22 protein-coding genes are annotated in these 21777 nt (G+C 37.9%); 8 read left to right on the forward strand and 14 right to left on the reverse strand.

What is annotated here, in order from left to right; translation table 11 throughout:
- The first annotated feature begins 74 nt into the window (after positions 1 to 74).
- From ercA to SDEL_RS02925, 3 genes are all read left to right on the forward strand, one after another.
- The gene (gene ercA, locus SDEL_RS02915) at positions 75 to 1226 is read left to right on the forward strand and encodes an alcohol dehydrogenase-like regulatory protein ErcA (RefSeq protein WP_012856369.1); all 1152 of its coding nucleotides are present in this window, start codon (positions 75 to 77) and stop codon (positions 1224 to 1226) included.
- Positions 1216 to 2976 carry a putative bifunctional diguanylate cyclase/phosphodiesterase gene (locus tag SDEL_RS02920; RefSeq protein ID WP_012856370.1) on the forward strand — a complete coding sequence of 587 codons (1761 nt, stop codon included), beginning with the start codon at positions 1216 to 1218 and terminating at the stop codon, positions 2974 to 2976. The genes ercA and SDEL_RS02920 overlap by 11 nt, the downstream gene beginning before the upstream one ends.
- Before the next feature lie 113 nt (positions 2977 to 3089).
- Entirely contained in the window at positions 3090 to 3350 is a 261-nt protein-coding gene (locus SDEL_RS02925; RefSeq protein ID WP_012856371.1) for a TFIIB-type zinc ribbon-containing protein, read from the forward strand.
- 33 nt (positions 3351 to 3383) lie between these two features.
- Here SDEL_RS02925 and SDEL_RS02930 read toward each other — a convergent pair whose 3' ends face one another.
- The 12 genes from SDEL_RS02930 to gatC all read right to left on the reverse strand — a co-directional run bounded on the left by SDEL_RS02930 (position 3384) and on the right by gatC (position 14819).
- Entirely contained in the window at positions 3384 to 5024 is a 1641-nt protein-coding gene (locus tag SDEL_RS02930; RefSeq protein WP_012856372.1) for a fatty acid--CoA ligase, read from the reverse strand.
- Between the two features lie 22 nt (positions 5025 to 5046).
- Positions 5047 to 5838 carry a shikimate dehydrogenase gene (locus SDEL_RS02935; RefSeq protein WP_012856373.1) on the reverse strand — a complete coding sequence of 264 codons (792 nt, stop codon included), beginning with the start codon at positions 5836 to 5838 and terminating at the stop codon, positions 5047 to 5049.
- 4 nt (positions 5839 to 5842) lie between these two features.
- Complete coding sequence (locus SDEL_RS02940; protein ID WP_012856374.1) at positions 5843 to 7255, reverse strand: anthranilate synthase component I family protein; 1413 nt, start codon at positions 7253 to 7255, stop codon at positions 5843 to 5845.
- A gap of 1 nt (position 7256) precedes the next feature.
- A complete protein-coding gene (locus tag SDEL_RS02945; RefSeq protein ID WP_012856375.1) occupies positions 7257 to 7979 on the reverse strand; it encodes an SPOR domain-containing protein in 723 nt (240 codons plus the stop codon).
- Between the two features lie 53 nt (positions 7980 to 8032).
- Positions 8033 to 8575 carry a DUF1882 domain-containing protein gene (locus SDEL_RS02950; RefSeq protein WP_012856376.1) on the reverse strand — a complete coding sequence of 181 codons (543 nt, stop codon included), beginning with the start codon at positions 8573 to 8575 and terminating at the stop codon, positions 8033 to 8035.
- A 9-nt stretch (positions 8576 to 8584) separates the two neighbouring features.
- Entirely contained in the window at positions 8585 to 9832 is a 1248-nt protein-coding gene (locus tag SDEL_RS02955) for a serine hydroxymethyltransferase (protein ID WP_012856377.1), read from the reverse strand.
- Between the two features lie 3 nt (positions 9833 to 9835).
- Entirely contained in the window at positions 9836 to 11353 is a 1518-nt protein-coding gene (gene lysS, locus SDEL_RS02960; protein ID WP_190275671.1) for a lysine--tRNA ligase, read from the reverse strand.
- 26 nt (positions 11354 to 11379) lie between these two features.
- Positions 11380 to 11850, reverse strand: a complete 471-nt coding sequence (locus tag SDEL_RS02965; RefSeq protein WP_012856379.1) for a Fur family transcriptional regulator — start codon at positions 11848 to 11850, stop codon at positions 11380 to 11382.
- The gene (locus SDEL_RS02970; protein WP_012856380.1) at positions 11843 to 12397 is read right to left on the reverse strand and encodes a CvpA family protein; all 555 of its coding nucleotides are present in this window, start codon (positions 12395 to 12397) and stop codon (positions 11843 to 11845) included. The genes SDEL_RS02965 and SDEL_RS02970 overlap by 8 nt, the downstream gene beginning before the upstream one ends.
- Positions 12397 to 13344, reverse strand: a complete 948-nt coding sequence (locus SDEL_RS02975; protein ID WP_012856381.1) for a GGDEF domain-containing protein — start codon at positions 13342 to 13344, stop codon at positions 12397 to 12399. Before SDEL_RS02975 ends, SDEL_RS02970 begins: the two co-directional genes overlap by 1 nt.
- Positions 13345 to 13431: 87 nt before the next feature.
- Entirely contained in the window at positions 13432 to 14499 is a 1068-nt protein-coding gene (locus SDEL_RS02980; protein ID WP_012856382.1) for a type IV pilus twitching motility protein PilT, read from the reverse strand.
- A gap of 29 nt (positions 14500 to 14528) precedes the next feature.
- Positions 14529 to 14819, reverse strand: coding sequence for an Asp-tRNA(Asn)/Glu-tRNA(Gln) amidotransferase subunit GatC (gatC, locus tag SDEL_RS02985; RefSeq protein WP_012856383.1), 291 nt, complete (start codon positions 14817 to 14819; stop codon positions 14529 to 14531).
- A gap of 150 nt (positions 14820 to 14969) precedes the next feature.
- Between gatC and SDEL_RS02990 the strand changes: the two genes are divergently transcribed.
- The 5 genes from SDEL_RS02990 to hisG all read left to right on the forward strand — a co-directional run bounded on the left by SDEL_RS02990 (position 14970) and on the right by hisG (position 18146).
- Entirely contained in the window at positions 14970 to 15551 is a 582-nt protein-coding gene (locus SDEL_RS02990) for a YfgM family protein (protein WP_012856384.1), read from the forward strand.
- Complete coding sequence (locus SDEL_RS02995; RefSeq protein ID WP_012856385.1) at positions 15551 to 16561, forward strand: hypothetical protein; 1011 nt, start codon at positions 15551 to 15553, stop codon at positions 16559 to 16561. Before SDEL_RS02990 ends, SDEL_RS02995 begins: the two co-directional genes overlap by 1 nt.
- Before the next feature lie 94 nt (positions 16562 to 16655).
- Positions 16656 to 16913: a hypothetical protein gene (locus SDEL_RS03000; protein ID WP_223295833.1), complete on the forward strand. Its 258-nt coding sequence runs from the start codon at positions 16656 to 16658 to the stop codon at positions 16911 to 16913.
- Positions 16900 to 17523 carry a type III pantothenate kinase gene (locus SDEL_RS03005; protein WP_012856387.1) on the forward strand — a complete coding sequence of 208 codons (624 nt, stop codon included), beginning with the start codon at positions 16900 to 16902 and terminating at the stop codon, positions 17521 to 17523. The genes SDEL_RS03000 and SDEL_RS03005 overlap by 14 nt, the downstream gene beginning before the upstream one ends.
- A gap of 11 nt (positions 17524 to 17534) precedes the next feature.
- Complete coding sequence (gene hisG / locus SDEL_RS03010; RefSeq protein WP_012856388.1) at positions 17535 to 18146, forward strand: ATP phosphoribosyltransferase; 612 nt, start codon at positions 17535 to 17537, stop codon at positions 18144 to 18146.
- Between the two features lie 10 nt (positions 18147 to 18156).
- On the opposite strand, the gene SDEL_RS03015 is transcribed toward hisG, so the two are convergent.
- Both SDEL_RS03015 and SDEL_RS03020 read right to left on the reverse strand, forming a co-directional pair.
- Positions 18157 to 18537, reverse strand: a complete 381-nt coding sequence (locus SDEL_RS03015) for a response regulator (protein WP_012856389.1) — start codon at positions 18535 to 18537, stop codon at positions 18157 to 18159.
- Between the two features lie 12 nt (positions 18538 to 18549).
- Positions 18550 to 21756 carry a nitrate- and nitrite sensing domain-containing protein gene (locus tag SDEL_RS03020; protein WP_012856390.1) on the reverse strand — a complete coding sequence of 1069 codons (3207 nt, stop codon included), beginning with the start codon at positions 21754 to 21756 and terminating at the stop codon, positions 18550 to 18552.
- Positions 21757 to 21777: the final 21 nt, after the last annotated feature.

Below are 21777 nucleotides of genomic sequence, written 5' to 3' on the forward strand. Positions count from 1 at the left end.
TCTTTTTAAGCGCTTTTCTTTAAGTTGCATTGTGTTAGCATGAGTGCAGTAAAGCATGTGAGGAGGATTTTGGTATGATCGATCACATCGAATTATCGCTGCGTAAATGTGTGACTCCTGAATTTGTTTTTGGTGTAGAAGCTCGAAAAATGTCAGGAAAATATGCGAAAAATTTGGGAACAAAAAATGTCTTAATTGTCACCGATAAGGGCGTTCGTCGTGCGGGTTGGGTTGAGGATGTCATCAAAGCGTTAGAAGCTGAAATGATTCAATATACCATTTTTGATGATGTGGTTCCCAATCCAAGAGATACCAATGTCCTTGCGGGTGTAAAATGTTACCGTGAACATAAATGTGATGGTATTGTGACCATTGGTGGCGGAAGCCCAATGGATTGTGCCAAAGGGATTGGTATTGTAGTCTCCAATATGGGAGATATTCTAGCGTATGAAGGCGTTGATAAAATTCTCTATCCTTTACCTCCTTTAATTTGCATTCCAACCACCGCAGGAACCGCAGCCGATGTTTCGCAGTTTGCGATTATTAATGATGTGAAACGTCATGTCAAGATTGCGATTGTGAGTAAATCGATTGTTCCTGATGTCTCTTTGATTGATCCTGAAACGACGTTGAGCATGGATGATACGCTGAGTGTGTATACGGGTATGGATGCCTTAACCCATGCGTTTGAAGCCTATGTCTCCAACGCCAATTCTGCCATCACGGATTTGTACGCCTTAGAAGCGATTTCGCTTTTAGCAAAGCATTTACCAGAGGTGGTAGAGCGTCCTTATGATATGGATGCACGTGCTTCTGTAATGATGGCAAGTCTGTTAGCGGGTCTTGCTTTTTCCAATGCCTCGTTGGGCGTCATTCATGCGATGGCACACTCTTTGGGTGGTTGGCTTGATTTACCGCATGGGTTGTGCAATGCGATACTGCTTGATTCTGCGGTGTCGTACAACTTTTCTTACGCACAAAGGCGTTATCAAACGATTGCAACGTGTATGGGAATGAAAGGAAATGTCAATGCAAAAGAGATGTGTGCATTTCTTCATGCGTTTAAAGCATCGCTTGGCGTGACGCAACATCTGGGTACATTGGGCGTTGATGAGCAGAGTATTCCTCATTTGTCAACGATGGCATTACACGATGCATGTATTGTCACCAATCCTATTATGCCTAGCCAACATGAGGTAGAGGAGATTTTTTTACATGCCTTATAGCAACAATGAAGAGCTTCGTACAAAAATTATTGGTCTAGGGGAGAGCTCTGTGCGGAAGAGTTATTATCCTCAACTGCAAGATAGAATCATGGAACTTGAACGATTTCACGCACTTTTAGATCGTGCAAGGGAGTTGATTTTTTTAGTTGACGCTCAGAATTTACATATTATTGATGTCAATGCGATTGTCTGCTCAACGCTTGAGGCTTCCAAAGAGAGTTTAGTGCACAGTGAGATTACGCAGTGGCTTCCTCATGAATTGATTGAGCGTATGCAACGCTTAGCGCAAGGTGTTGAAGATTCGATAATGGTTGAAATGGGCATCGAAAATTCTGGAGGAGTTGTCCCTTTGGAGTTTGTGCTTCAATATCTCTCTTTTGGGGAAGATGACTATTTTGTTATTTTGGGAAAAGATATTTCTGAGCGTCGGCATGCAGAATCGACGATTCATACTTTAGCCTTTTTTGATCCTTTAACCCATCTTGCGAACCGTCAGCTTTTGCATGACCGCATGGCACAAGCCCTTGCGAAAAGCCAAAGGCATCATAAAGTAGGCGCTCTTTTGATGATTGATTTGGATAATTTTAAAGCCTTGAATGATACCAAAGGGCATCATATTGGTGATGAGCTTTTGATACAGGTTGCCCAAAGGATTCAAACCATTGTTAGAGAAGGCGATACATTGGCACGTATAAGCGGTGATGAGTTTGTGGTATTGCTCGAGGGCTTAGCGCATGAGGAGTCCAAAGCAGCACAAGAAGCAGAAAAATTTGCAACCCGTGTGAAATATTTATTGAATGAACCTTATGAGCTTTTAGGGTATGAACACACCTGCTCTTCTAGTATTGGCATTGCGCTTTTTAATGGACAGCCTAAGAGTAAAGAGACGTTGTTAAAACAAGCGGATATTGCGATGTATCAAGCCAAAGAAAAAGGTCGAAATCGTATCTGTTTTTATGATCCTTTAATGCAAGAAAACATTGAACATAAAACGACCATGGAGCATGAGTTGCGCATGGCACTGAGTAAAGAGGAACTCATACTTTTTTATCAACCTCAGGTCAATTTAGAGGGAAAAATCGTTGGAGTTGAAGCGTTGCTTCGTTGGAATCACCCTCAAAAAGGACTGATTCCTCCTAATACCTTTATTCCCCTTGCTGAAGAGACGGGGTTGATTATTCCTGTGGGAAGTTGGGTGTTGCATCGTGCTTGTCAGCAGTTGTCTGAATGGAAAAAGGATTTTCCTCATCAGCCCTTACATCTCTCTATTAATGTCAGTGCCAAACAGTTTCAAGAAGCCTCCTTTTATGAGACGGTTGCCAATGCTATTGCTTTGAGTGGAAGTGATGCAGGATCGATTAAGCTAGAGTTGACGGAGAGTTTGATTTTAGATTCAATTCATGAAACCATTGCAAAGATTGAAGCGTTGCGGTTGTTAGGTGTTGGTTTTTCTTTGGACGATTTTGGTACAGGGTACTCTTCTCTTTCCTATCTCAAACGTCTACCCCTTGATGAGCTAAAAATCGACCAATCTTTTGTACGAGATATTGGTCACGACAATAATGACGCCATGATTGTAAAGACGATTATTGAAATGGCACACAACTTTGATTTGGATGTGATTGCTGAGGGGGTTGAAGATAAAGAACAGTTTAACTTTTTAATGGAAAATGGATGTGGGTTATTTCAAGGATATCTTTTTGGAAAGCCAATGCCTCCAGAAGAGCTTGAGCGCCTTTTTTTGGCATAATACTCTGCACACCTTTAGTCTTTTTACTTCTTTTAAAATGCGTTCTGCAAGAAGCCTAATTTAGAAACTATTTACTTTTGCTTATTATAATCTATCAGAAAAAAGGAGTGCGTATGCGTTGTCCAGTCTGTCAAACGGTTGATTTATTAATGTCAGAGCGACAAGGTGTTGAGATAGATTATTGTCCACAATGCCGAGGTGTCTGGTTGGATAGAGGTGAATTGGATAAAATTCTTGAACGTTCTTCTTCCTCCTCTAAGGCGTATGAAAAAGAGGCACGAACGATGCCCAAAGAAGAGTATCGCTCTTATGAAAAGTCACACTATCCTTCTAGGAAAAAAGAGAGTTTTTTAAGCGAACTATTTGATTTTTAAGCCTCAAAAGAGCTTTACATGTAAAGCTCTTTTTTAGAGGGTATATTTTTGACGTAAGCTTTTTTTATCGATTTTTCCCACACTTGTTTTATCAATGCTTGAGACAAAGAGAATCTTTAAGAGCATACCCTCTCTTGCCATAATCCCTTTTTTGATAAACTCTTTTGCGTGGCTTAGTAACTCTTTTTCAGAAATGGGTTTAAGGTTATCACAGACAACTAAAGCCAAAGGGCGTTCTCCCCATTTTTCATCTTCCACCCCAATCACGGCAACTTCCTTAACGCTAGGATGTTGATGAATAATATCTTCGAGTTCTAAAGAGGAGACCCATTCGCCTCCCACTTTTATAATATCTTTTACCCTATCCGTAATTTTAACATAGCCCTTTTCATCCATATAAGCAACATCGCCCGTATGCAAGTAGCCTCCAGCCCATAGGAGTTCTGAGTTTTTTTGGTCTTTAAAATATCCTTGTGTGAGCCACGGAGAACGTACGACAATTTCACCGGTACTTTTTCCATCGTGAGGAAGGGGTTGCATTTGCTCATCTACAATTTCCATCTCCACAAGCCCCATTGAACGACCTGTTTTAATACGAATATCGCTTTGCTCTTCATTGCTTAGCTCAAGCATTTCAGGAGTGAGTTGAGCCAAACTTAAGATAGGACATGTTTCACTCATACCATAGCCTGTAAACATATCAATGCCTCTTTGGAGAGCCTCTTGACACATTGCCTTAGGAAGTGCCGCTCCTCCAATAATCACTTTCCATCCTCGCAAATCGACCTCATTAATTTTAGGTGAATTAAAGAGCATGTGCATAATGGTCGGGACACAGTGTGAAAAAGTGACATTTTCTTTTGCGATGAGTTCTAGGAGGAGATCAGGAATGTAGCGTCCTGGATAAACCTGTTTGACACCCAGCATGGTTGCGACATAAGGAAGTCCCCATGCATGGACATGAAACATCGGCGTAATAGGCATGTAGACATCATTTTGGTGAAAATTACCTTGATGGGGTGCTGTTCCTAACGTGGAGAGAACCCCTAATGTGTGCAATACCAGTTGTCGATGCGTGAAATAAACACCTTTGGGAAGTCCTGTGGTGCCAGTTGTGTAAAAAGTGGTTGCACGGGTGTTCTCATTTAAGTCTGGAAACGCAAAAACGCTAGGCTGTTGTGCGAGAAGAGTTTCGTATTCTCCTTTTACATGTAAAGAGGTTTTAAGAGCCATCGCTTCATCTTGCAGAAGGACAAAAGAGTCAACTTCAAGTCGTCCTTTGATTTGCTCTAAGATAGGTAAAAAATCACTGTGGGCTAAAATAAGGTCATCTTCCGCATGATTGATGGTATAGAGAATTTGTTCAGGAGAGAGTCGAATGTTAATGGTGTGTAATACAGCTCCAATCATTGGTACAGCAAAATAGCACTCCAAATAACGATGTGAATCATAATCCATCACAGCAACCGTATCGCCTGCTTTAATGCCCATTGTACTGAGCATATGCGCAAGTTGATGCACCCGCTTTTTAAATGTTTCATAGGAAAAACGTTGATCAAAGCGATAGACAATTTCTTGTTTTGGATTGTACGCAATAGGCGCATTAAAAAGGTGTTTAATAAGCAGTTGATAATCATAAGCATAGGGATTTTTCAAGGTTTGTTCTAGTTGCATACCAAAGACTCCTTTGAAGAAGTTAGAGTTCAAAAACAGGGCGCATCAAAGATTCGATTGTTTTAAGATCGTATTGTTGTGCAAAAAAAAGATGAAAAGCCAAAACACCTTGATATAAAAGCATCTCTTTACCATCTTTATATGTCAGATGATGCGCTTGTGCAAGGCGTAAAAAAGGAGTTTGTTGGTTATAAATGACATCAAAAGCGTAGTGTGCCTTCTCAAAGAGTAGATTCAAAAGAGCCTCTTCACAAGGATAGGATTCATCTTTGAGTCCTGCGGAGGTTGTATTGATAATCAGCTCATACGAAGAGGGTGTAAAGGTCTCCCATGTTTTACATGTAAAGCCTAGTTTCTCAAAAAAATCGAGTCTGCTAGCAGAGCGGTTAAGAATCGTAACATCAACATGGTGTGCTTTTAAAATCATCGCAATCGCCTTAGCCGTTCCTCCTGCCCCTAAAATCAGTGCATTACGAAGGTGCCCAAAGGATTTTATTGCCGCATAAAATCCTTCTGCATCGGTGTTGTAACCGATGATGCGAGTGCCTTCTTTGATTAATGTATTGACTGCGCCAATCTCTTTGGCAATGCCTCTGACTTCATCACAGTGCGCGAAAGCTACTTCTTTGTGAGGTACCGTTACATTGGCACCTGAAAGATCAAGTTTCCTAAAGGTTGGAAGAAGGGTTTGGGGATGTTCAATAGGTGTTCGAATATAGCACCCATCAATGCCTAGCCCTTGCATCACTGCATTATGAAGTCTAGGAGAAATAGAGTGGGTTACAGGGTAGCCAAAAAGGGTAAAGAGTTGCATCGTATCACGCTTTTAAATCATGCAATGAGCTTGTCATTGCCCCTAGTTTATTGGTCACTTCAAGGTACTCTAACTCTGGTTTGCTATCTGCTACAATGCCTGCACCTGCTTGAAAGACAATCTTTTCATCATCCAAATAGGCGGTACGAATCATAATACAACTGTCCATATTGCCATCAAAACCAAAATAACCCGCAGCACCACTGTAGAAACTACGTTTAATACCTTCAAAATCACTGATGAGTTGCATAGCCCTAATTTTAGGTGTTCCTGTCATGGTTCCTGCTGTAAAAGTCGCAGCAAAAAGGTCAAACATATCGTGGCTACTATCTAGTTCTGCTTCAATGTCACTGACCATATGCATGACGTGCGAGTAACGCTCCACTCGCATCATCTCTTTGACGTTTACACTGCCGACTTTGGCGACACGTCCGACATCATTGCGCCCCAAATCTATGAGCATCAAATGTTCCGCACGCTCTTTTTCATCATGTAACATCTCTGCTTCGTATGCCATATCTTTCTCATAGGTTGAACCACGTTTACGTGTTCCTGCAATAGGACGCAGTAAAATATGCCCATCTTTAAGACCCACCATAACCTCAGGAGAACTTCCGATAATCGCAAATTTTGGATAAGAGAGATAGAACATATAAGGGGAAGGGTTTTTTTGACGTAAAATGCGGTAAAAACTTAAACGATCAATGTGGGCGTATTGGGTAAAACGGTTTGACATTAAAATTTGAAATACGTCTCCACTTCGAATCATCTCTTTGGATTTTTTAACCATCGTAAAAAATGCTTCTTTAGAAAAGGCAAACGAGCCTTTGTTGGAGTCAATATCTGCTGTTTGAATAGGTATGTAAATATGAGGCTCTTTTAAAACAGCTTCAATCGCTTCAAATTTTTCCGCAAGTGCGGGTAAAAAAGTGGTGAGGGTTAAGGTATTGGATTTATGTGAAAAGGTACATACCAGCTTCGGACGCATCAAATCAACTTCAGGAATATCCAGCTCATCTCGAAGATTTCCCATGGAGGCTTTGAGTTTAGGTTCAAAAATCTGAACTGCATCGTAGCCAATATAGCCAATAAACCCATCCACAAATCCTACCCCTAGCTCTTTGGCTTTGGCTTGATAAAAGGGTTGATCTAAGCTTTTGTAACGCTCTTTTAAATAAGGGAAAGGGCTATTGCCTAAAGGATGGGTGTTGCCTGATTCATCTATGTGAAGGCTTGTATGATGATGGTGGATAATGCGTTCATGCGCACCAATAAAGAGAAAGCTGAAATTGCCATCGTTATTATTGATGGCACTTTCAAATAAAAAACAGAGTTCCCCATCAAAATAGTTTTGCAATTTAGCAAAAATAGTGATGGGAGTGAGTTGGTCAAAAAGGATTTTTCGAGCGTATAACACCTTATTTCACCCGATAAATAAATGCATTTTTGTTAAGATTCGCACGTATATTTTTAAGCGCATTGTCCGCTTCCGCACTGTTGGCATATGGACCTACAAGTAGCTTGATCACTTTATTGCCATTGACAACGGTAGAATAGGCTTTACACTCATATCCTTTGGCTTTAAAATCAGCTAATTGTTTTGCAGTTGGAGTCGTTGCGACGGCACCCACTTGAACATAAATGCCCGCACTGACTGCTCCGCCACTTGTAGAAGGCGTATCAATCTCTGTGCTTCTTAGCATCGTTTGTGGTTTGCTCGCCTCTTTTTTAGCTTCTTCTTTTACCTTTTGGACAGGAAGTGTTGCAACAGCTGTTTCTGTTGTTGTTGAGGTGCTGGTTTCTGGCGTATTTTTAGTCTCTTCTTGTTTTTGTGCCTCTTTTTCTTTGAGGGTTTTAATCATATCTTCAAAACTCTCTTTTTTAGGGTTTTCTTCAATGATAGGCACTTGTTTAAAGAGCTGGTCATCTTTTGGAATTTGTGTCTCTTGGGTAGGCTCTGGGGGTAAAATCAATTTAGATGCCTCTTTATTTGCATCTTTGTTAGCGACTTTCATACTAGCAAGGGCTACTAAAAAGACAAGAATCAAAAAAGCAACTAAAATCAAGATACGCTTTACTTTAAGGGTTTTGTTGTCCCCTTTTTCTAAAACAATATCGCTAAGTTCATTTCTATTTTCCATCATTTCTCCTTTGGAGTGATCATACTAAAAAGTTGTGTGATGCAAAGCAAGCTTTACATATGTTTTGACCATGAGGCACCGCGTTCTTTTTGGTAGAGCTCATAGGGCAATGCCAAAATATTAAACTCACGAGGAAGTTCTTGTGTGGGAAACATACGCCATTCACGGGGAAGCTTTTGTGAAAGTTTTGCAGAGAGCATTTTAGCAATCTGGTATCCCTCTTGCAGGGTAGTATGCCCTTTATGAACATACAAATGCAAATGCCCTTCCGTTTTACTTGTAAACGCCGTGAAATTGATGAACCCTTCTTCCCTAAGCAAAAGCTGTGCCCTATGCCAAAATCGTTCAGTATTGCGTCCATTATAATCAAAAACAATATTTTCAACTTTATCAAAACGATTGATCAATGAGTGCGCAACGGTGATTTTACCGTCCAAATGGTCTTTAATAATGCTGTTGCTTAAAGGTTGGTCAATACGCTCAAATTTGTCAAAAAAAACTCGACCTCCAAAATCAATTTTTTGGACAATGGCGTCTCGCTTTATCCAATAATGGTCTGTAATCATTTTAATAAGAGAGACGTCCATTGTGTACATTATTGAGCCTTAGTAGGTTGGTCTATCGTAAATGATGAAGTGACTAGCAAGTGCTTTCATCTCTGCTTTAATCGTTACATGTAACGCTTCATCATAAATATTATCCAATACATCAGCGATTTTATTTGCAATGATTTCGAACTCTTTTTCTTTCATACCACGTGCGGTTAGGGCAGGTGCGCCAATTCTAACACCACTGGTAACAAAAGGACTTCTGGTTTCACCAGGTACGGTGTTTTTATTGACGGTGATACCTGCTCGGCCAAGAGCGGCATCGGCATCTTTACCACTAAACGCTTTGTTAAGGAAAGAGACAAGCACAAGATGGTTATCCGTTCCGCCACTAACGATATCGTATCCTCGTTTCATCAACACATCCGCTAAAACCTTTGCGTTGGCACGGACTTGTTTGGCATAAACTGTCCACTCAGGTTTTAAATTTTCAGCAAACCCAACCGCTTTGGCTGCGATAACATGCACCAATGGACCACCCTGAATTCCTGGGAAAATAGCGCTGTTCACTTTTTTAGCTATCTCTTCATCGTTGGTTAGGATAATACCACCACGAGGACCACGAAGTGTTTTATGGGTGGTTGATGTGACAATATGGCAGTGTGGAAATGGGCTTGGATGCTCTCCTGCTGCAACGAGTCCTGCGATATGTGCGATATCGGCAAAAAGATAAGCGCCTACTTCATCTGCGATTTCTCTAAATTTGGCAAAATCAAGCTCTCTTGGGTATGCACTGGCACCACAAACAATCATTTTTGGTTTGACAATATGAGCGATTTCTCTGACTTTTTCGTAGTTAATACGACCATCTAGCTCCACGCCATAGAAAAAGCTTGAGTAAGTTTTTCCCGAACTACTGACTTTCGAGCCGTGGGTTAAGTGACCGCCGTGGCTTAAATCCATTCCTAAGATTTTATCGTAAGGATTGAGGAGCGCTTGGTAAACACCTTGGTTGGCTTGACTTCCTGAATTCGGTTGGACATTGGCATAGGCACAACCAAAAAGTTGGCACACTCTATCTATGGCTAGTTGTTCAACCGCATCCGCAAATTCACATCCACCATAGTAGCGTTTACCAGGGTATCCTTCCGCGTATTTGTTGGTGAAGACACTTCCCATGGCTTCCATGACCGCAGGATAGGTGAAGTTTTCACTGGCAATCATCTCAAGATGGTCACATTGACGCTCCAACTCTTTAACGGTTAGTTCATAAACAACAGGGTCAACAGTTTTTAAAATACTCATTTTTCATTCCTCATCTTTTTGTGTTGGTTCATCCGCTTCATTGAGTGGTTTCATGGCAGGGAAAAGAATCACATCTTTAATCGATGCTTCATTGGTTAAAAGCATGGTTAAACGATCAATACCCATTCCTTGTCCCGCCGTTGGCGGTAAGCCATACCCAAGTGCGTGAACATAGTCTTCATCCATCTCATGCGCTTCGTCATCACCCGCATTCTTCGCTTGGAGTTGTTTCGCAAACCTCTCATATTGGTCAATCGGGTCATTGAGCTCATTAAATCCATTAGCAATTTCTCGCCCCGCAATAAAGAGCTCAAAACGCTCTGCAATATGTGGATTGCTCTCACTTCTTCGAGCCAACGGACTAATTTCAATAGGATAGTCAATAATAAACGTTGGATCAATCAGTTTTTCTTCAACAAAAAGATCAAACAGCTCTTCATAGAGTTTGCCAAGACTGAGGTTACTTTCAACACTCAAACCTTTACTTTGAATGTAAGCAATAATCTTTTGGCAATCGTCTAAGATTTTATCAGGCACACCACCAATCTCACTAAGTGCGGCTCGAAAAGCAATTTTACGAAATGGTTTAGAAAAGTCGATTTCAATATCACCATAAGGTAGTTTTTTAGGGAGTTTTAACTTTTTAAGGAGGACATCAAACATCTCTTCACTCAAGTGCATTAAATCGTGGTAATTATGATACGCCCAATAAAACTCAATCATGGTAAATTCTGGATTGTGGGTTTGATCCATCCCCTCATTTCTAAAGTTACGATTAATTTCAAAAACAGCTTCAAAGCCACCGACCACTAAACGTTTGAGGTAAAGCTCAGGTGCAATGCGAAGGTATCTATCCACACCTAGTGCATTGTGATGGGTAACAAATGGTTTGGCGTTTGCTCCCCCTGCGATAGGATGCATCATTGGTGTTTCGACTTCAAGAAAATCTCTCTCTTCAAAGAAATGACGAATTTCACTAACGATTTTGCTTCTGATTTTAAATGTTTTTCGAACATCACTGTTCATAATCATATCAAGGTAGCGTTTTCGATACCGAAGTTCTTTATCTTGAAGACCATGAAACTTCTCTGGTAGAGGAATAATAGACTTTGTCGCAATATCAAGCGCTTTTACATGTAACGATAATTCACCTGTTTTAGTGACAAAAGGAAAACCTGAAACAGTGATAATATCACCGACTTCAATCAGCTTTTTCGCCTCATCAAACCATGCTTCTCCTATGGATTCACGACTGAAATAAATTTGCAAAATGCCATGTTCATCTTCGATTTTAGCAAACGCAGCTTTTCCCATATGGCGCAAAAATTTAATACGTCCAACAATAGTATTGTTTTTATTCTCATCGCGTTTGAGTTCACTCTCAATCACATAATCATAACATTCTAAAAACTCTTTTGTGCTCGTGTCTTTAATAATATTATGTCGATAAGGGTTGTGTCCTAGAGATTGAAGTGCTTTACCTTTTTCAATCCGTTGTTGTTGGTATTGGTCTTGAAATATCAAAATAGTATCCTTCTTGTGAGGGGTTAATGTTTTTCTTTCGCACACTTTTCACACAATCCACGCAGTTGCATCAGATGGCTTGTGATATGAAAATTATGTGCTTTGGCAATATCCAGCTGTAATTGCTCAATTTTATCGTTTTGGAATTCGATGATAAGCCCACAGCTTTTACAAATCATATGGTCATGATGTGGCTTATTGGCTAGTTCAAATTTCTTTCCCGCAACACCAAATGAGATGGATGTGACCATAAGGGACTCTTCTAAAAGGTTTAGCGTACGATAAACGGTTGCAATGCCAATATTGAGTTCGGGATATTTGGTTTTAAGATAAATATAAAGATCTTCTGGTGTAAAGTGCTCGTTTTGTTCATAGAGTGTTTTGAGAATCACTTCACGTTGTTTGGTAAATTTCAGTTTATTCTCTTTCAGTAACTCTTTAAAAGTGGAAAGCAAAGATGCATACTCAAGGTTTTCAAAGGTATCATTAATCATTGGGTTTTCCTTCTGAAGAGGTGTTGTTTTCTTTAGCTTGAATGCTTTCTAACATCGTATGGGTATCTAGTTTTACAATAGCTTTTCCTGTTTCTAAAAAGAGGGGGAACATCATGCTTTGTTGGACATAAGGCTCAATACGAGATTTAACAAACTCAATGTTGTTAAGAGCTACAGAGAGTGCTGAAAAAACTAAAAAGATTTTCATACTTCCTACGGCAAATCCTAAAAGTTTGTCAATAATACCAAGACCACTTAAATTGATAATATGTGAAAGAAGATAACCCAACAAAAGAGCACTGATCCAAAAAAGAATTAACACAGCGATAAAACCAAAAAGGTAGAGGGATGCTTTGTTTCCGAATGCGAAAAGGTGTGCGTGGATGAGTTCTCCTGCTTCAGAGGCATACCGTGATGCAAAAAAGATACCACCAATAATTCCTAAAAGACCAAAAACTTCTTTGATAAAGCCATTGATAATACCTTTGATTCCGAGAATAAGTACCAAAGCTAATGCAATAAGATCAAACATTACAACATGTGTCATTAAAACGCACTCCTAAAACAATTTTTACCACTTTTTTTTGCTTCATACAGTGCCTTATCAGCTTTGTCTAGTATTTCATCTACGCTCATGTTTTGTCTATGGGAACAAATACCTGCACTGAGGGTCAGATGAATATCATGATTTTTGTAAAGCAGTTTACTATCACTGGTCTCTTTTAAAATACGGTCGATAATTTTAATGGCTTCATCAAGGGATGTTCGATTTAAAATGACAACAAACTCTTCCCCTCCATAACGATAAATACGCGTACCACGTCTCAGTGAGTTTTGAATGAGTTTTGAGAGAAAAATGAGTGTTTTATCTCCTGCAATATGTCCAAACGCGTCGTTGATACTCTTAAAATCATCCGCATCAAACATGACAAGGTGCATATCAAGGTCTTTCTCTTTTCCAAAACTTAAAACTTCTTCAAGGTCTTTAACCAAAACTCTTCGATTGTGTGTTTTTGTCAATGGATCAATATTGGATTCACGCTCCAACCTCTCCACTTCAAGTTTTAATTTGGCAATCGTTTCATCAGCGACTTGAAGTTCTTGAAAAATTTTAGTTTGGAAATTATCAAATGCTTGAAGCACATAGTTTGTATCGATGCTGTTATACCCTTTTTTAATAGCATCAATATCGACAGCAGTTTCATCGGAAATAAATTTTAAAGTATCATTGGTTTTGACAAACTCTTCCAAGCCTTTTTTGACCAATCCAAAGCATGTTTCACTCACCATCTCTTCTTGAGAGGCGTTAGAAAAGAGATAACTGTGTTTTTTGGGGAGATCCAAAATCTCATCGTTACCATTTTTTTCTAATGTTTCAATGAACATGTCATGGTAATACTTAGGATAAGGAGGAATCTCTAAGGTATGTAATTTTTGAAATGTCTCTCCAGCAATTTGAAAAATAAGTGTTGAAATATGATTATTATTGTTCATGGTACCCTAATTTAGACAAATTAATTTTGTTCGATTATAGCTTGAAGAAGCTGTAATCTTTGTAAAATAGTTTGATTATGCAAGAATTTAAATGCCCATATTGTTTAAAAGTTCTTGAGGTTGGGTCGAATAACGAATCGCATCTTCTTTGGTAATAAAGTTGGCTCGAAGATGTTTCATCATTGCTTGTGTCTGCGTAATCATGCCTGTTTTTTGTTGGTTGAGTTGCATTTGTGAATAGATTTGGTGCATTTTATTTTCACGGATAAGGTTCGCAATAGGCGCATTATTGATCATAATTTCGTGAATAGCCACCCTTCCTCCGCCAATACGAGGGAGGAGACTTTGTGAAATAACAGCATATAATGAGGATGCTAGCATATTTCTCACTTGTACCTGTTCTGCACCTTCAAAACTATCGACGATACGATTAATCGTTTGAACAGCAGAGTTTGTATGCAATGTTCCTAGTACCAAGTGACCTGTTTCAGCTGCGGTAATAGCGGTACTAATCGTTTCTTGATCACGCATTTCCCCTACAAGGATGACATCGGGGTCTTCACGTAAAGAAAATTTAAGTGCACGTGCAAAGCTTTTGGTATCATCCCCCACATTGCGGTGGGAAAAGAGAGCTTTTTTGTTATTGTGAATAAATTCGACAGGATCTTCGATGGTAATAACGTGACGATGTTCATAAAGGTTGATTTCATTCAGGAGGGCAGCTAGGGTCGTTGACTTTCCGCTACCTGTTGGCCCAGTAACTAAGATAAGTCCTTTTTCTCTTTTAACAACATCTTTAAAAACAATAGGCGCATTGAGTTCATCTAACGAGGGAATTTCTATGGGGATAATTCTAAATGCCGCAGCTAATTCGCCTCCCATCGTATAGTAATAATTCGCACGAAAACGTCCAATATCTGGGAACATAATGGCAAAGTCGAGTTCTTTTTCTTCTTCAAGTTTCTTTTTTTGTTTATCGGTAATGAGGGTATAGCAAATTTCTTCGATGATATTACCATCAAGTTTTTCCATATCAAGAGGAACTAGTTTCCCATCGATACGAATTTGAGGTTCACTACGGCTGACCAGATGTAAATCAGATGCTTTATACGCAACAACATTTTTCAATAATGCCTTAATGTTAATTGATGCCATAGATTCCTCTTTTTTAGCTAGTTTGATACTTACTCAATAATTTTTGGAACGACAAAAAAACCATTTTCACTCTGTGGGGCATGCTGTAAAATTGTTTTCACAATGTTGGAATTTAAAGCAGGAACATCTTCTCGAAACGGTGTTCCTCCCTGAAGCGTTGTAAAGGTTGCTTCTTCGCCTTGAAGATCGAGTTCATTGAGATTTTCAACAAAATTTACAATTTCACTGAGTTGTTGAATCACGCCTTCTCTTTTTTCGTCACTAATACGTAGTGAAGAGAGCTTTTCGAGTTTTGTCAGTAAGGTGTTATTAATTTTCATTCGTAAAAAGCCTTAAGTTATTTTAAAGAGGCATTATAGCAAATTCTCTATTGTGAGATACTGAAATACGAATCTGCAAACATATAATCTTTTTATATTTCTTGTGATAAACTTTTGGAAGATTATAAAAATTCGTAGTAAGGAAACCGTTTGGGACTTAAAGAAAATATTCAAGTGGTTAAAGAAGAGATGAGTACAGAAGAGCAATTTCTTGAGGGAATCATCAAGGGAGAGCGTTTCTTTAAGCGTAATAAAAAATATATTCTTTCGGCAGTGGTACTCGCATTTCTTGGTATTGGAGCATATGGTATCAATGACATGATTGTTTCACAGCAACTTAAAGCTTCCAATGAAGCCTACGCACTTCTTTTAAAGGATGCTAATAATACAGCAGCTAAAGAGGTATTGCAGCAAAAAAATCCAAAGTTATATACGCTTTTTCTTTTTGAACAAGCTCTTTTTCAAGGAGATAAAGCGACACTTGTTCAGGTGGCTTCGTCGAAAGAAGATGCTATTTTACACGATATCGCTTTGTATCAATTATCGCAACTTGATGCGAATGCTACTGAAAAAGGAGCATTGATGGGTGGGATGATTTTGCTTCAGGAAGGTTATACGCTTTTAAAAGAGGGAAAAGTTGATGAGGCGAGGTTGAAGTTTGCACAAATTGATGTGAATTCACCTTTAAAACAGATTGCAAAAAATTTAGAACACTATCAAGGTTTGAAATAATGAAATACGCAAAAATTGTTTTTTCACTTTTGGCTTTAGCATTTATCGTAAGTGGTTGTGGTACCAAACGTCAATATTTTGAGCCTGAAACGCTTTCTGGAAAATTGAGTTATGATGGTTCTTTGCCTGCGTCTATTGTGGATACCGTAAGGGATGGTGCAACTTTAGAAAATGGTCAAGTTGTCACGAAAAAAGGACTCTCATCGGTTATTTTACCTAAAGATTATGTCTATTATGGCGAAAATAATGGACGTTATATTGCTGCATCAAAATGTGGAGCTTTGGTGATTGTCGATGAGAAAAAAAATACGCTTTTCCAAAAAGCGTGTGATATTTCTATCGCCTCAGCTGCTTTGAAAGGCAATTTATTAGCGCTTGTTTTAGCTTCGAACGAACTGGTCTTAGTTGATATTAACGAAGGTAAAGAGGTTATGCACCTTTCGCAAGAAAATGTGTATGCGTTAGATTCACGGATCGCAGCACCTCATTTTTTAGGGGATCTTATTATTTTCCCCACATTAGATGGAAAATTGGTGATTGTGGACGAAGTGACAAAAAAACCGATTCGTGATGTTGTGGTTAGTAATGAAAAGTTTTTTGGTAATGTCATCTATCTTCAGGTCTTAGGTGATCGTTTAGTGGCTGCAACCAAAAGTAAAGTCGTTTCTATTAGTCCTCGTTCAATTAACTTTTTAGAAGCAGATGTCAGGGATGTGATTGTATTAAAAAATCGTATTTTTGTTTTCACCAAAGATGGTAAAGTCATGTTAACAGATGCAGATCTTAAAGTGCTCAAAGATAGAAAATTTACTTTTGCGACATTTGCAGGAACAATTTATGGTGATTTCATTTATATGATTGAGAAGGGTGGATATGTGATAGCAACGGATATAGATTTAATCTCTACCAATGTTTATAAACTGCCTGATGAGATTGAAAGTTATCTGTTTACAACAGAAGATACGCTTTACTACGAAAATCACTTTTTTAAACTCAATCGAAAACCCTAATCGTTAGTCTAGTGTTATCATGAAAGAGATGTTAGAACGTATTTGCAATAAACATATCGTTTTTACATCTCTACACGTAATAGACCCCAAGGTGTTGAATAGCCGTAAAAAAATAGCTATTTTCAGCGGTGTTGATCAAAAATCTTTTTATCATCTCATGATACGTTCTGAGCAAACAAGTCGATTTATTCGAAAAAATGCAGACGAGATAGTGCATTTATATGGTCTCATCTCTTTACATGTAAACCATCAGTATAAATATAAACATTTGATGATACAAGCCCCTTTGTGTTCTAAAGCGGCGTCTCTTCTTCACGAAAAAGGTTGGAAAATTTACAATGATGTTGTGTGATATTGGTAATTCCAATGCAGATTTTTATCAAGATGGAAAGGTATGGACACTCTCACATAAAGAGTTTGAACACTTTACGCCTAAAGAGAAAGTGTATTATATTTGTGTGAATGATCCGATTCAAAAAAGATTAAAAACAAAAGAGTTGTTTATTGACCTAGAGCCTTACTTTGAGTTTGACACCATTTATCAAGGGATGGGAATTGATAGAATTGCGGCATGTTATACGATTAAAGATGGAATGATTGTGGATGCAGGAAGTGCCATTACGATTGATATTATGTCCGCAGGAATGCATTTAGGTGGATTTATTTTGCCAGGACTGAGTGCGTATGAAAAAGGATATGCCTCCATTTCTGAGCGTTTAAAGATGCCACTTAATCCTAGCATTGCGCTGGATGCTCTGCCTCAAAAAACGAGTGATGCACTCTCTTATGGCGTCATTAAATCTATTATTACTCTTTTAGAGATTACATGTAAAGATAAACGAATCTTTTTTACAGGTGGAGACGGGAAGTTTTTTTCTAAATTTTTTAGTAATGCGATTTTTGATCGTACACTTATTTTTAGAGGAATGCTGAAAGTCATTCAAGAAGCACATTTAGATTAAAAGGAAAACCTATGTTAACTGTTGCATTACCTAAAGGTAGAATTGCAGAAGATACCCTTGCTATTTTTGAAAAAATTTTTGGAACAGAATTTCGTTTTGATGATCGTAAGCTCATTTTAGAGGCAGATGGATTTCGCTTTTTGTTGGTGCGCAATCAAGATGTCCCTGCGTATGTTTTACATCAATCCGCTGATATTGGTGTTGTAGGCTTGGATGTTTTAGAAGAGAAAGATGAAGATTTATTGCGATTATTAGATTTGGGTATTGGTAAGTGTAAGGTGTGTGTGGGGATTCAAGAAGGTAAAGAGATTGATTACAGTGCTCCTGAATTAAAAGTTGCAACGAAAATGACCCATATTACTCAAAAGTATTTTTCAAAAAAAGCGATGGCAGTAGAGATTATTAAACTCTATGGCTCGATTGAGTTAGCTCCTCTTGTTGGGCTTTCAGATGTGATTGTGGATGTCGTTGAAACGGGAAGTACGATGAAACAAAATGGCTTAAAAGTAGTCGAAACGATTTTGGAATCATCGGCGTATTTAATTGCGAATAAAAATAGTTTTATTGAAAAAAAAGAAGAAATCACATCACTTTATTATAAGATTAATGCGATTGTAAATTAAAGGTTGCTGATCAAAAAAGATCAGCAACCTTAGCAATTTTACTGCTTAAATCATTCTCTCGAATAGGCTTTACCAAAAAATCAAACGCTCCATGTTCAAATGCTTCATTTTTACGTGTTTCATCTGTGGTGAGAACAATAATAGGAATTTTTTTAAATTCTAGCATAGATTGAATGTTTGTCAAAAATTCGATGCCATCCATAACAGGCATTTTGATGTCTAGCAATACAAGGTCAATATCGCCTTGTGTCTTAAGAAGATTGATAGCATCGAGTCCGTTGGTGGCTTCCATAATCACATCAACGGTTTGATTTTTGCGCAACATGGAACTAATTAATTTCAGATTAATAAAATCGTCATCAACGGCTAAAATTTTTAACTTTTTTTGCATTAGAGTACCTTTTTAAATAAACTTGTGAATGAGTGTTTCTAAATCTTTTTTGCTAATTTGATTTGGTAAGATAGCGTCAAATGCAACCGTGCTTTCTAGATTTTTATCTTTTGGATCAACAAACATAACGGTATGTATTTTACCTAAATTTTGTTCATTTGTGATGGATTGAACAATCGATGCGAAGCTCTCTAAATCTTCTAAAAGCATCTCTTTATCAAACAGAACTAATTTATAATGGTTGGATTGAAGCTTGTTTTTAAGATCATTATACGATGTCGAAGCGTCAACATTTTCACACATTTTACTGAGTACGCTGGTGAAAATTTTTGTTTCAATCGGGCTTTTTTTCAAAACCAAAATATCTTTTACGACAACGGAAGATAACGCTGGGATGATTGGTTCATTTGACTCATTTTCATTTACTGTAAGAGCCTCAAAAGAGGGAGAGTGCTCTATAGTCTCTTCTACTTTTGTCTCGGGATTTGATATCGGTGCTATCTCTGGTTGTACCTCATTGGTGGTTGCTTCATTGTCTATTTTATTGTGCATAAAAACATTGAGGATGTTAATGATATTATCTTTTTTAATAGGTTTTGTGATGTACTCATCCAATCCCTCTTTCATAAAACGCTCACGATCACCTTTAAGTGCGTTAGCGGTAATAGCAACGATAGGTATGTGCGTTTGATGATTTTTTTCTTCATACTCTAAAATTTTATGGGTCGCTTCAATACCATCCATAACAGGCATTGCAATATCCATAAAAATCATATCAAACGTATCTGTTTTTCTGCGCTCTAATGCTTGAAGACCATTGGGTACGATAGTGATATTTAAGCCTAAATCTTCTAAGGTACGACGGATGAGCTTTTGGTTGATTTCATTATCTTCTGCCACTAATACATTGGCTTTAAATTTTTTACCAATCGCTCCTTTTGGAAGAGGTTGTACTTCAACTCTATTCTCTTTAGCTGGTAAAAACTCGCGTTTTGCTTCGAGTGCTTTGACGAGTTTTGTAATATTAATTGGCTCATAAATCGGGGTGATATAGCGTGTGTTGTATTCACCAAATTTTGATTGTTGTGAAGATTTAAAAATGAGTAGAATAGGAAGTTTGATTTTTTTGTACTCTTCGAGTTCTTCTTTGGTTAAATTATTATAATCCGCCACAATGATATTGCTTCCAGATTTAAAAATAAGATTTTTAAGTGCTGGAAAGTCACTGTAGTAGCGAACTTGAGAACCAAAATATTTGAAATAATCGTACATAAATTCGGTATGCGCTTTAGTACTATTCAGTGGAGAGTAGAGCGCACAATTAAAGTCACTGAAGTGATTCTTGTAATCGGTTCCACTCGCGCTGGATTCTGGAAGATCTAAAATAAAGAAGAAACGGCTACCTTGTCCTTCTTCACTTTCAACGTCAAGTTTTCCTCCCATGAGGGCGATATATTTTGAAGAGATAGTAAGACCAAGTCCTGTTCCTCCAAATTTTCGAGTAATGGTAGAATCTGCTTGATTAAATGCGTCAAAAATACCTTCAATTTTCTCTTTGTTAATACCGATTCCAGAGTCACGGACACTAAAGAGCACTTTTGCTTTATCCAGAGGGGCATTTTCTAAACGTTTAATTTCAACCGTAATTTGACCATTGTTGGGTGTAAATTTAACAGCGTTACTCATAAGGTTAATGAGAACCTCTTTGATTTTAACCGAGTCCCCTTTAAGGTAATTGTGAAGACTTGGATCCATATAAAGAGAGAGTTGAATATTTTTTTCTGCCGCTTTAGGTCCATAGACTTCAACAGCATTTTCAAATTCATCAATAGGAGAAAAAAGACTTTCATCGATTTCAATTTTATTACTTTCCACTTTTGAAAGGTCAAGGATATTATTAATAATCGCTAAAAGATTTTCTGAACTTTTCTCAATAACATCTACAAATTCACGTTTTTCTTCATCTAAGTCAGAATTTTTGAGTAATTCTGTAAAACCGATAATGCCATTAAGTGGCGTTCTGATTTCGTGTGACATGTTAGCAAGAAAGATACTTTTTGCTGCACTTGCTTCTTCTGCATTTTTCTTCTCTTTGGCAATATTTTCAATCGCTTTATCAATGATGCCATAAGCGACGTTCATACCTTCTGCCGTATTAAAGTCAACTTTTTCTTTTGTCTCAGCCAATTCTTCAACACGTGTGAAAATATTTTCAAGTCCTTTAACATTCTTTCTAAATTGTGCTGAAAGCCCTAATCCTAAGAACATTAAAACAATAGAAATAACCCAAATAAGACCTGTGAGAACAAGTTGAATTTGATTTTGGTTGTTGTAGTTCATCTCTTCGTTATTTAAAGAGAGTTTGATAATTTGTGCAGATTTGTCTAAAAGATCAATTTTTTTGGTGAGAAGATTGAACCATAATGTTGGATCAATCAAATATTCACCACTTTGTGCTGCGGTCATCAGTTCAGCTTTAACCCGAGTGATGTCTTCTTCTAGCTTTAAGTTTTCAGGAAGTTTATAAAGGTTTTCGATACTTGTTTTTGTTGCGATGTCGTTAATAGTTGTATGATCGAATGTATTTGAAACACTTAAAATACTAATCCATATTTTAAGATCTTCTGGACTAAAAGGAACATATTGACTTAGAATTTTAGAAACAAATCCCCTCTCTTGTCCTAAGTACTCTATATTTTTGTACAAAGCAATAAGAGAATAGCTTAAGTTTGAAATAGTGGAGTTGGTATTAATCGTTCCAATCGACTCTACTTCTTTAAGTAAATGGGTATTAAGTTGGCTATAGTAACCAAAAAAGACGTCATTAAAATTGATGGAAAAATTATCAATTTTTTGACGAATTTCAACAATTTTTGTGAGAAGCGCAACCGAATTTTTAACAGAAGATGACATCTCACGTGTTTGAAAATAATCATGAAATTCTTTAATCGCTTTATTGACATTAATGCGTTGTTCTTGGAGTGCCTCCTTAGCAATACCGCCTTCGCTTGAAAGGTATGAAGCACTTAACCCTCTCTCTTTTGCAAGTTCAATAGAGAGTGCACTGAGAACTTTAGTGCTTTCAAATTTGCTTTTGTGTTGTAAAGTCGCATCAAATTGCGTGTAAGTCACAAAGAAAAAATAACTTGAAAAAATAAAAAGAATAATCAACGGATATTGACTAATCATCCTCAACGTGTTTTGCATGGTTAATTTCATGGTAAGCGTCCTTTACTAACG

This window comes from Sulfurospirillum deleyianum DSM 6946, assembly GCF_000024885.1.
Lineage (GTDB): Bacteria > Campylobacterota > Campylobacteria > Campylobacterales > Sulfurospirillaceae > Sulfurospirillum > Sulfurospirillum deleyianum.

Bases quoted from the DNA above. Each gene is read 5' to 3' on its own strand.
- ercA (WP_012856369.1), top strand. From the start codon at position 75: ATGATCGATCACATCGAATTATCGCTGCGTAAATGTGTGACTCCTGAA.
- SDEL_RS02920 (WP_012856370.1), top strand. From the start codon at position 1,216: ATGCCTTATAGCAACAATGAAGAGCTTCGTACAAAAATTATTGGTCTA.
- SDEL_RS02925 (WP_012856371.1), top strand. From the start codon at position 3,090: ATGCGTTGTCCAGTCTGTCAAACGGTTGATTTATTAATGTCAGAGCGA.
- SDEL_RS02930 (WP_012856372.1), bottom strand. From the start codon at position 5,024: ATGCAACTAGAACAAACCTTGAAAAATCCCTATGCTTATGATTATCAA.
- SDEL_RS02935 (WP_012856373.1), bottom strand. From the start codon at position 5,838: ATGCAACTCTTTACCCTTTTTGGCTACCCTGTAACCCACTCTATTTCT.
- SDEL_RS02945 (WP_012856375.1), bottom strand. From the start codon at position 7,979: ATGGAAAATAGAAATGAACTTAGCGATATTGTTTTAGAAAAAGGGGAC.
- SDEL_RS02950 (WP_012856376.1), bottom strand. From the start codon at position 8,575: ATGTACACAATGGACGTCTCTCTTATTAAAATGATTACAGACCATTAT.
- SDEL_RS02955 (WP_012856377.1), bottom strand. From the start codon at position 9,832: ATGAGTATTTTAAAAACTGTTGACCCTGTTGTTTATGAACTAACCGTT.
- SDEL_RS02965 (WP_012856379.1), bottom strand. From the start codon at position 11,850: ATGATTAATGATACCTTTGAAAACCTTGAGTATGCATCTTTGCTTTCC.
- SDEL_RS02970 (WP_012856380.1), bottom strand. From the start codon at position 12,397: ATGACACATGTTGTAATGTTTGATCTTATTGCATTAGCTTTGGTACTT.
- SDEL_RS02975 (WP_012856381.1), bottom strand. From the start codon at position 13,344: ATGAACAATAATAATCATATTTCAACACTTATTTTTCAAATTGCTGGA.
- SDEL_RS02980 (WP_012856382.1), bottom strand. From the start codon at position 14,499: ATGGCATCAATTAACATTAAGGCATTATTGAAAAATGTTGTTGCGTAT.
- gatC (WP_012856383.1), bottom strand. From the start codon at position 14,819: ATGAAAATTAATAACACCTTACTGACAAAACTCGAAAAGCTCTCTTCA.
- SDEL_RS02995 (WP_012856385.1), top strand. From the start codon at position 15,551: ATGAAATACGCAAAAATTGTTTTTTCACTTTTGGCTTTAGCATTTATC.
- SDEL_RS03005 (WP_012856387.1), top strand. From the start codon at position 16,900: ATGATGTTGTGTGATATTGGTAATTCCAATGCAGATTTTTATCAAGAT.
- hisG (WP_012856388.1), top strand. From the start codon at position 17,535: ATGTTAACTGTTGCATTACCTAAAGGTAGAATTGCAGAAGATACCCTT.
- SDEL_RS03015 (WP_012856389.1), bottom strand. From the start codon at position 18,537: ATGCAAAAAAAGTTAAAAATTTTAGCCGTTGATGACGATTTTATTAAT.
- SDEL_RS03020 (WP_012856390.1), bottom strand. From the start codon at position 21,756: ATGAAATTAACCATGCAAAACACGTTGAGGATGATTAGTCAATATCCG.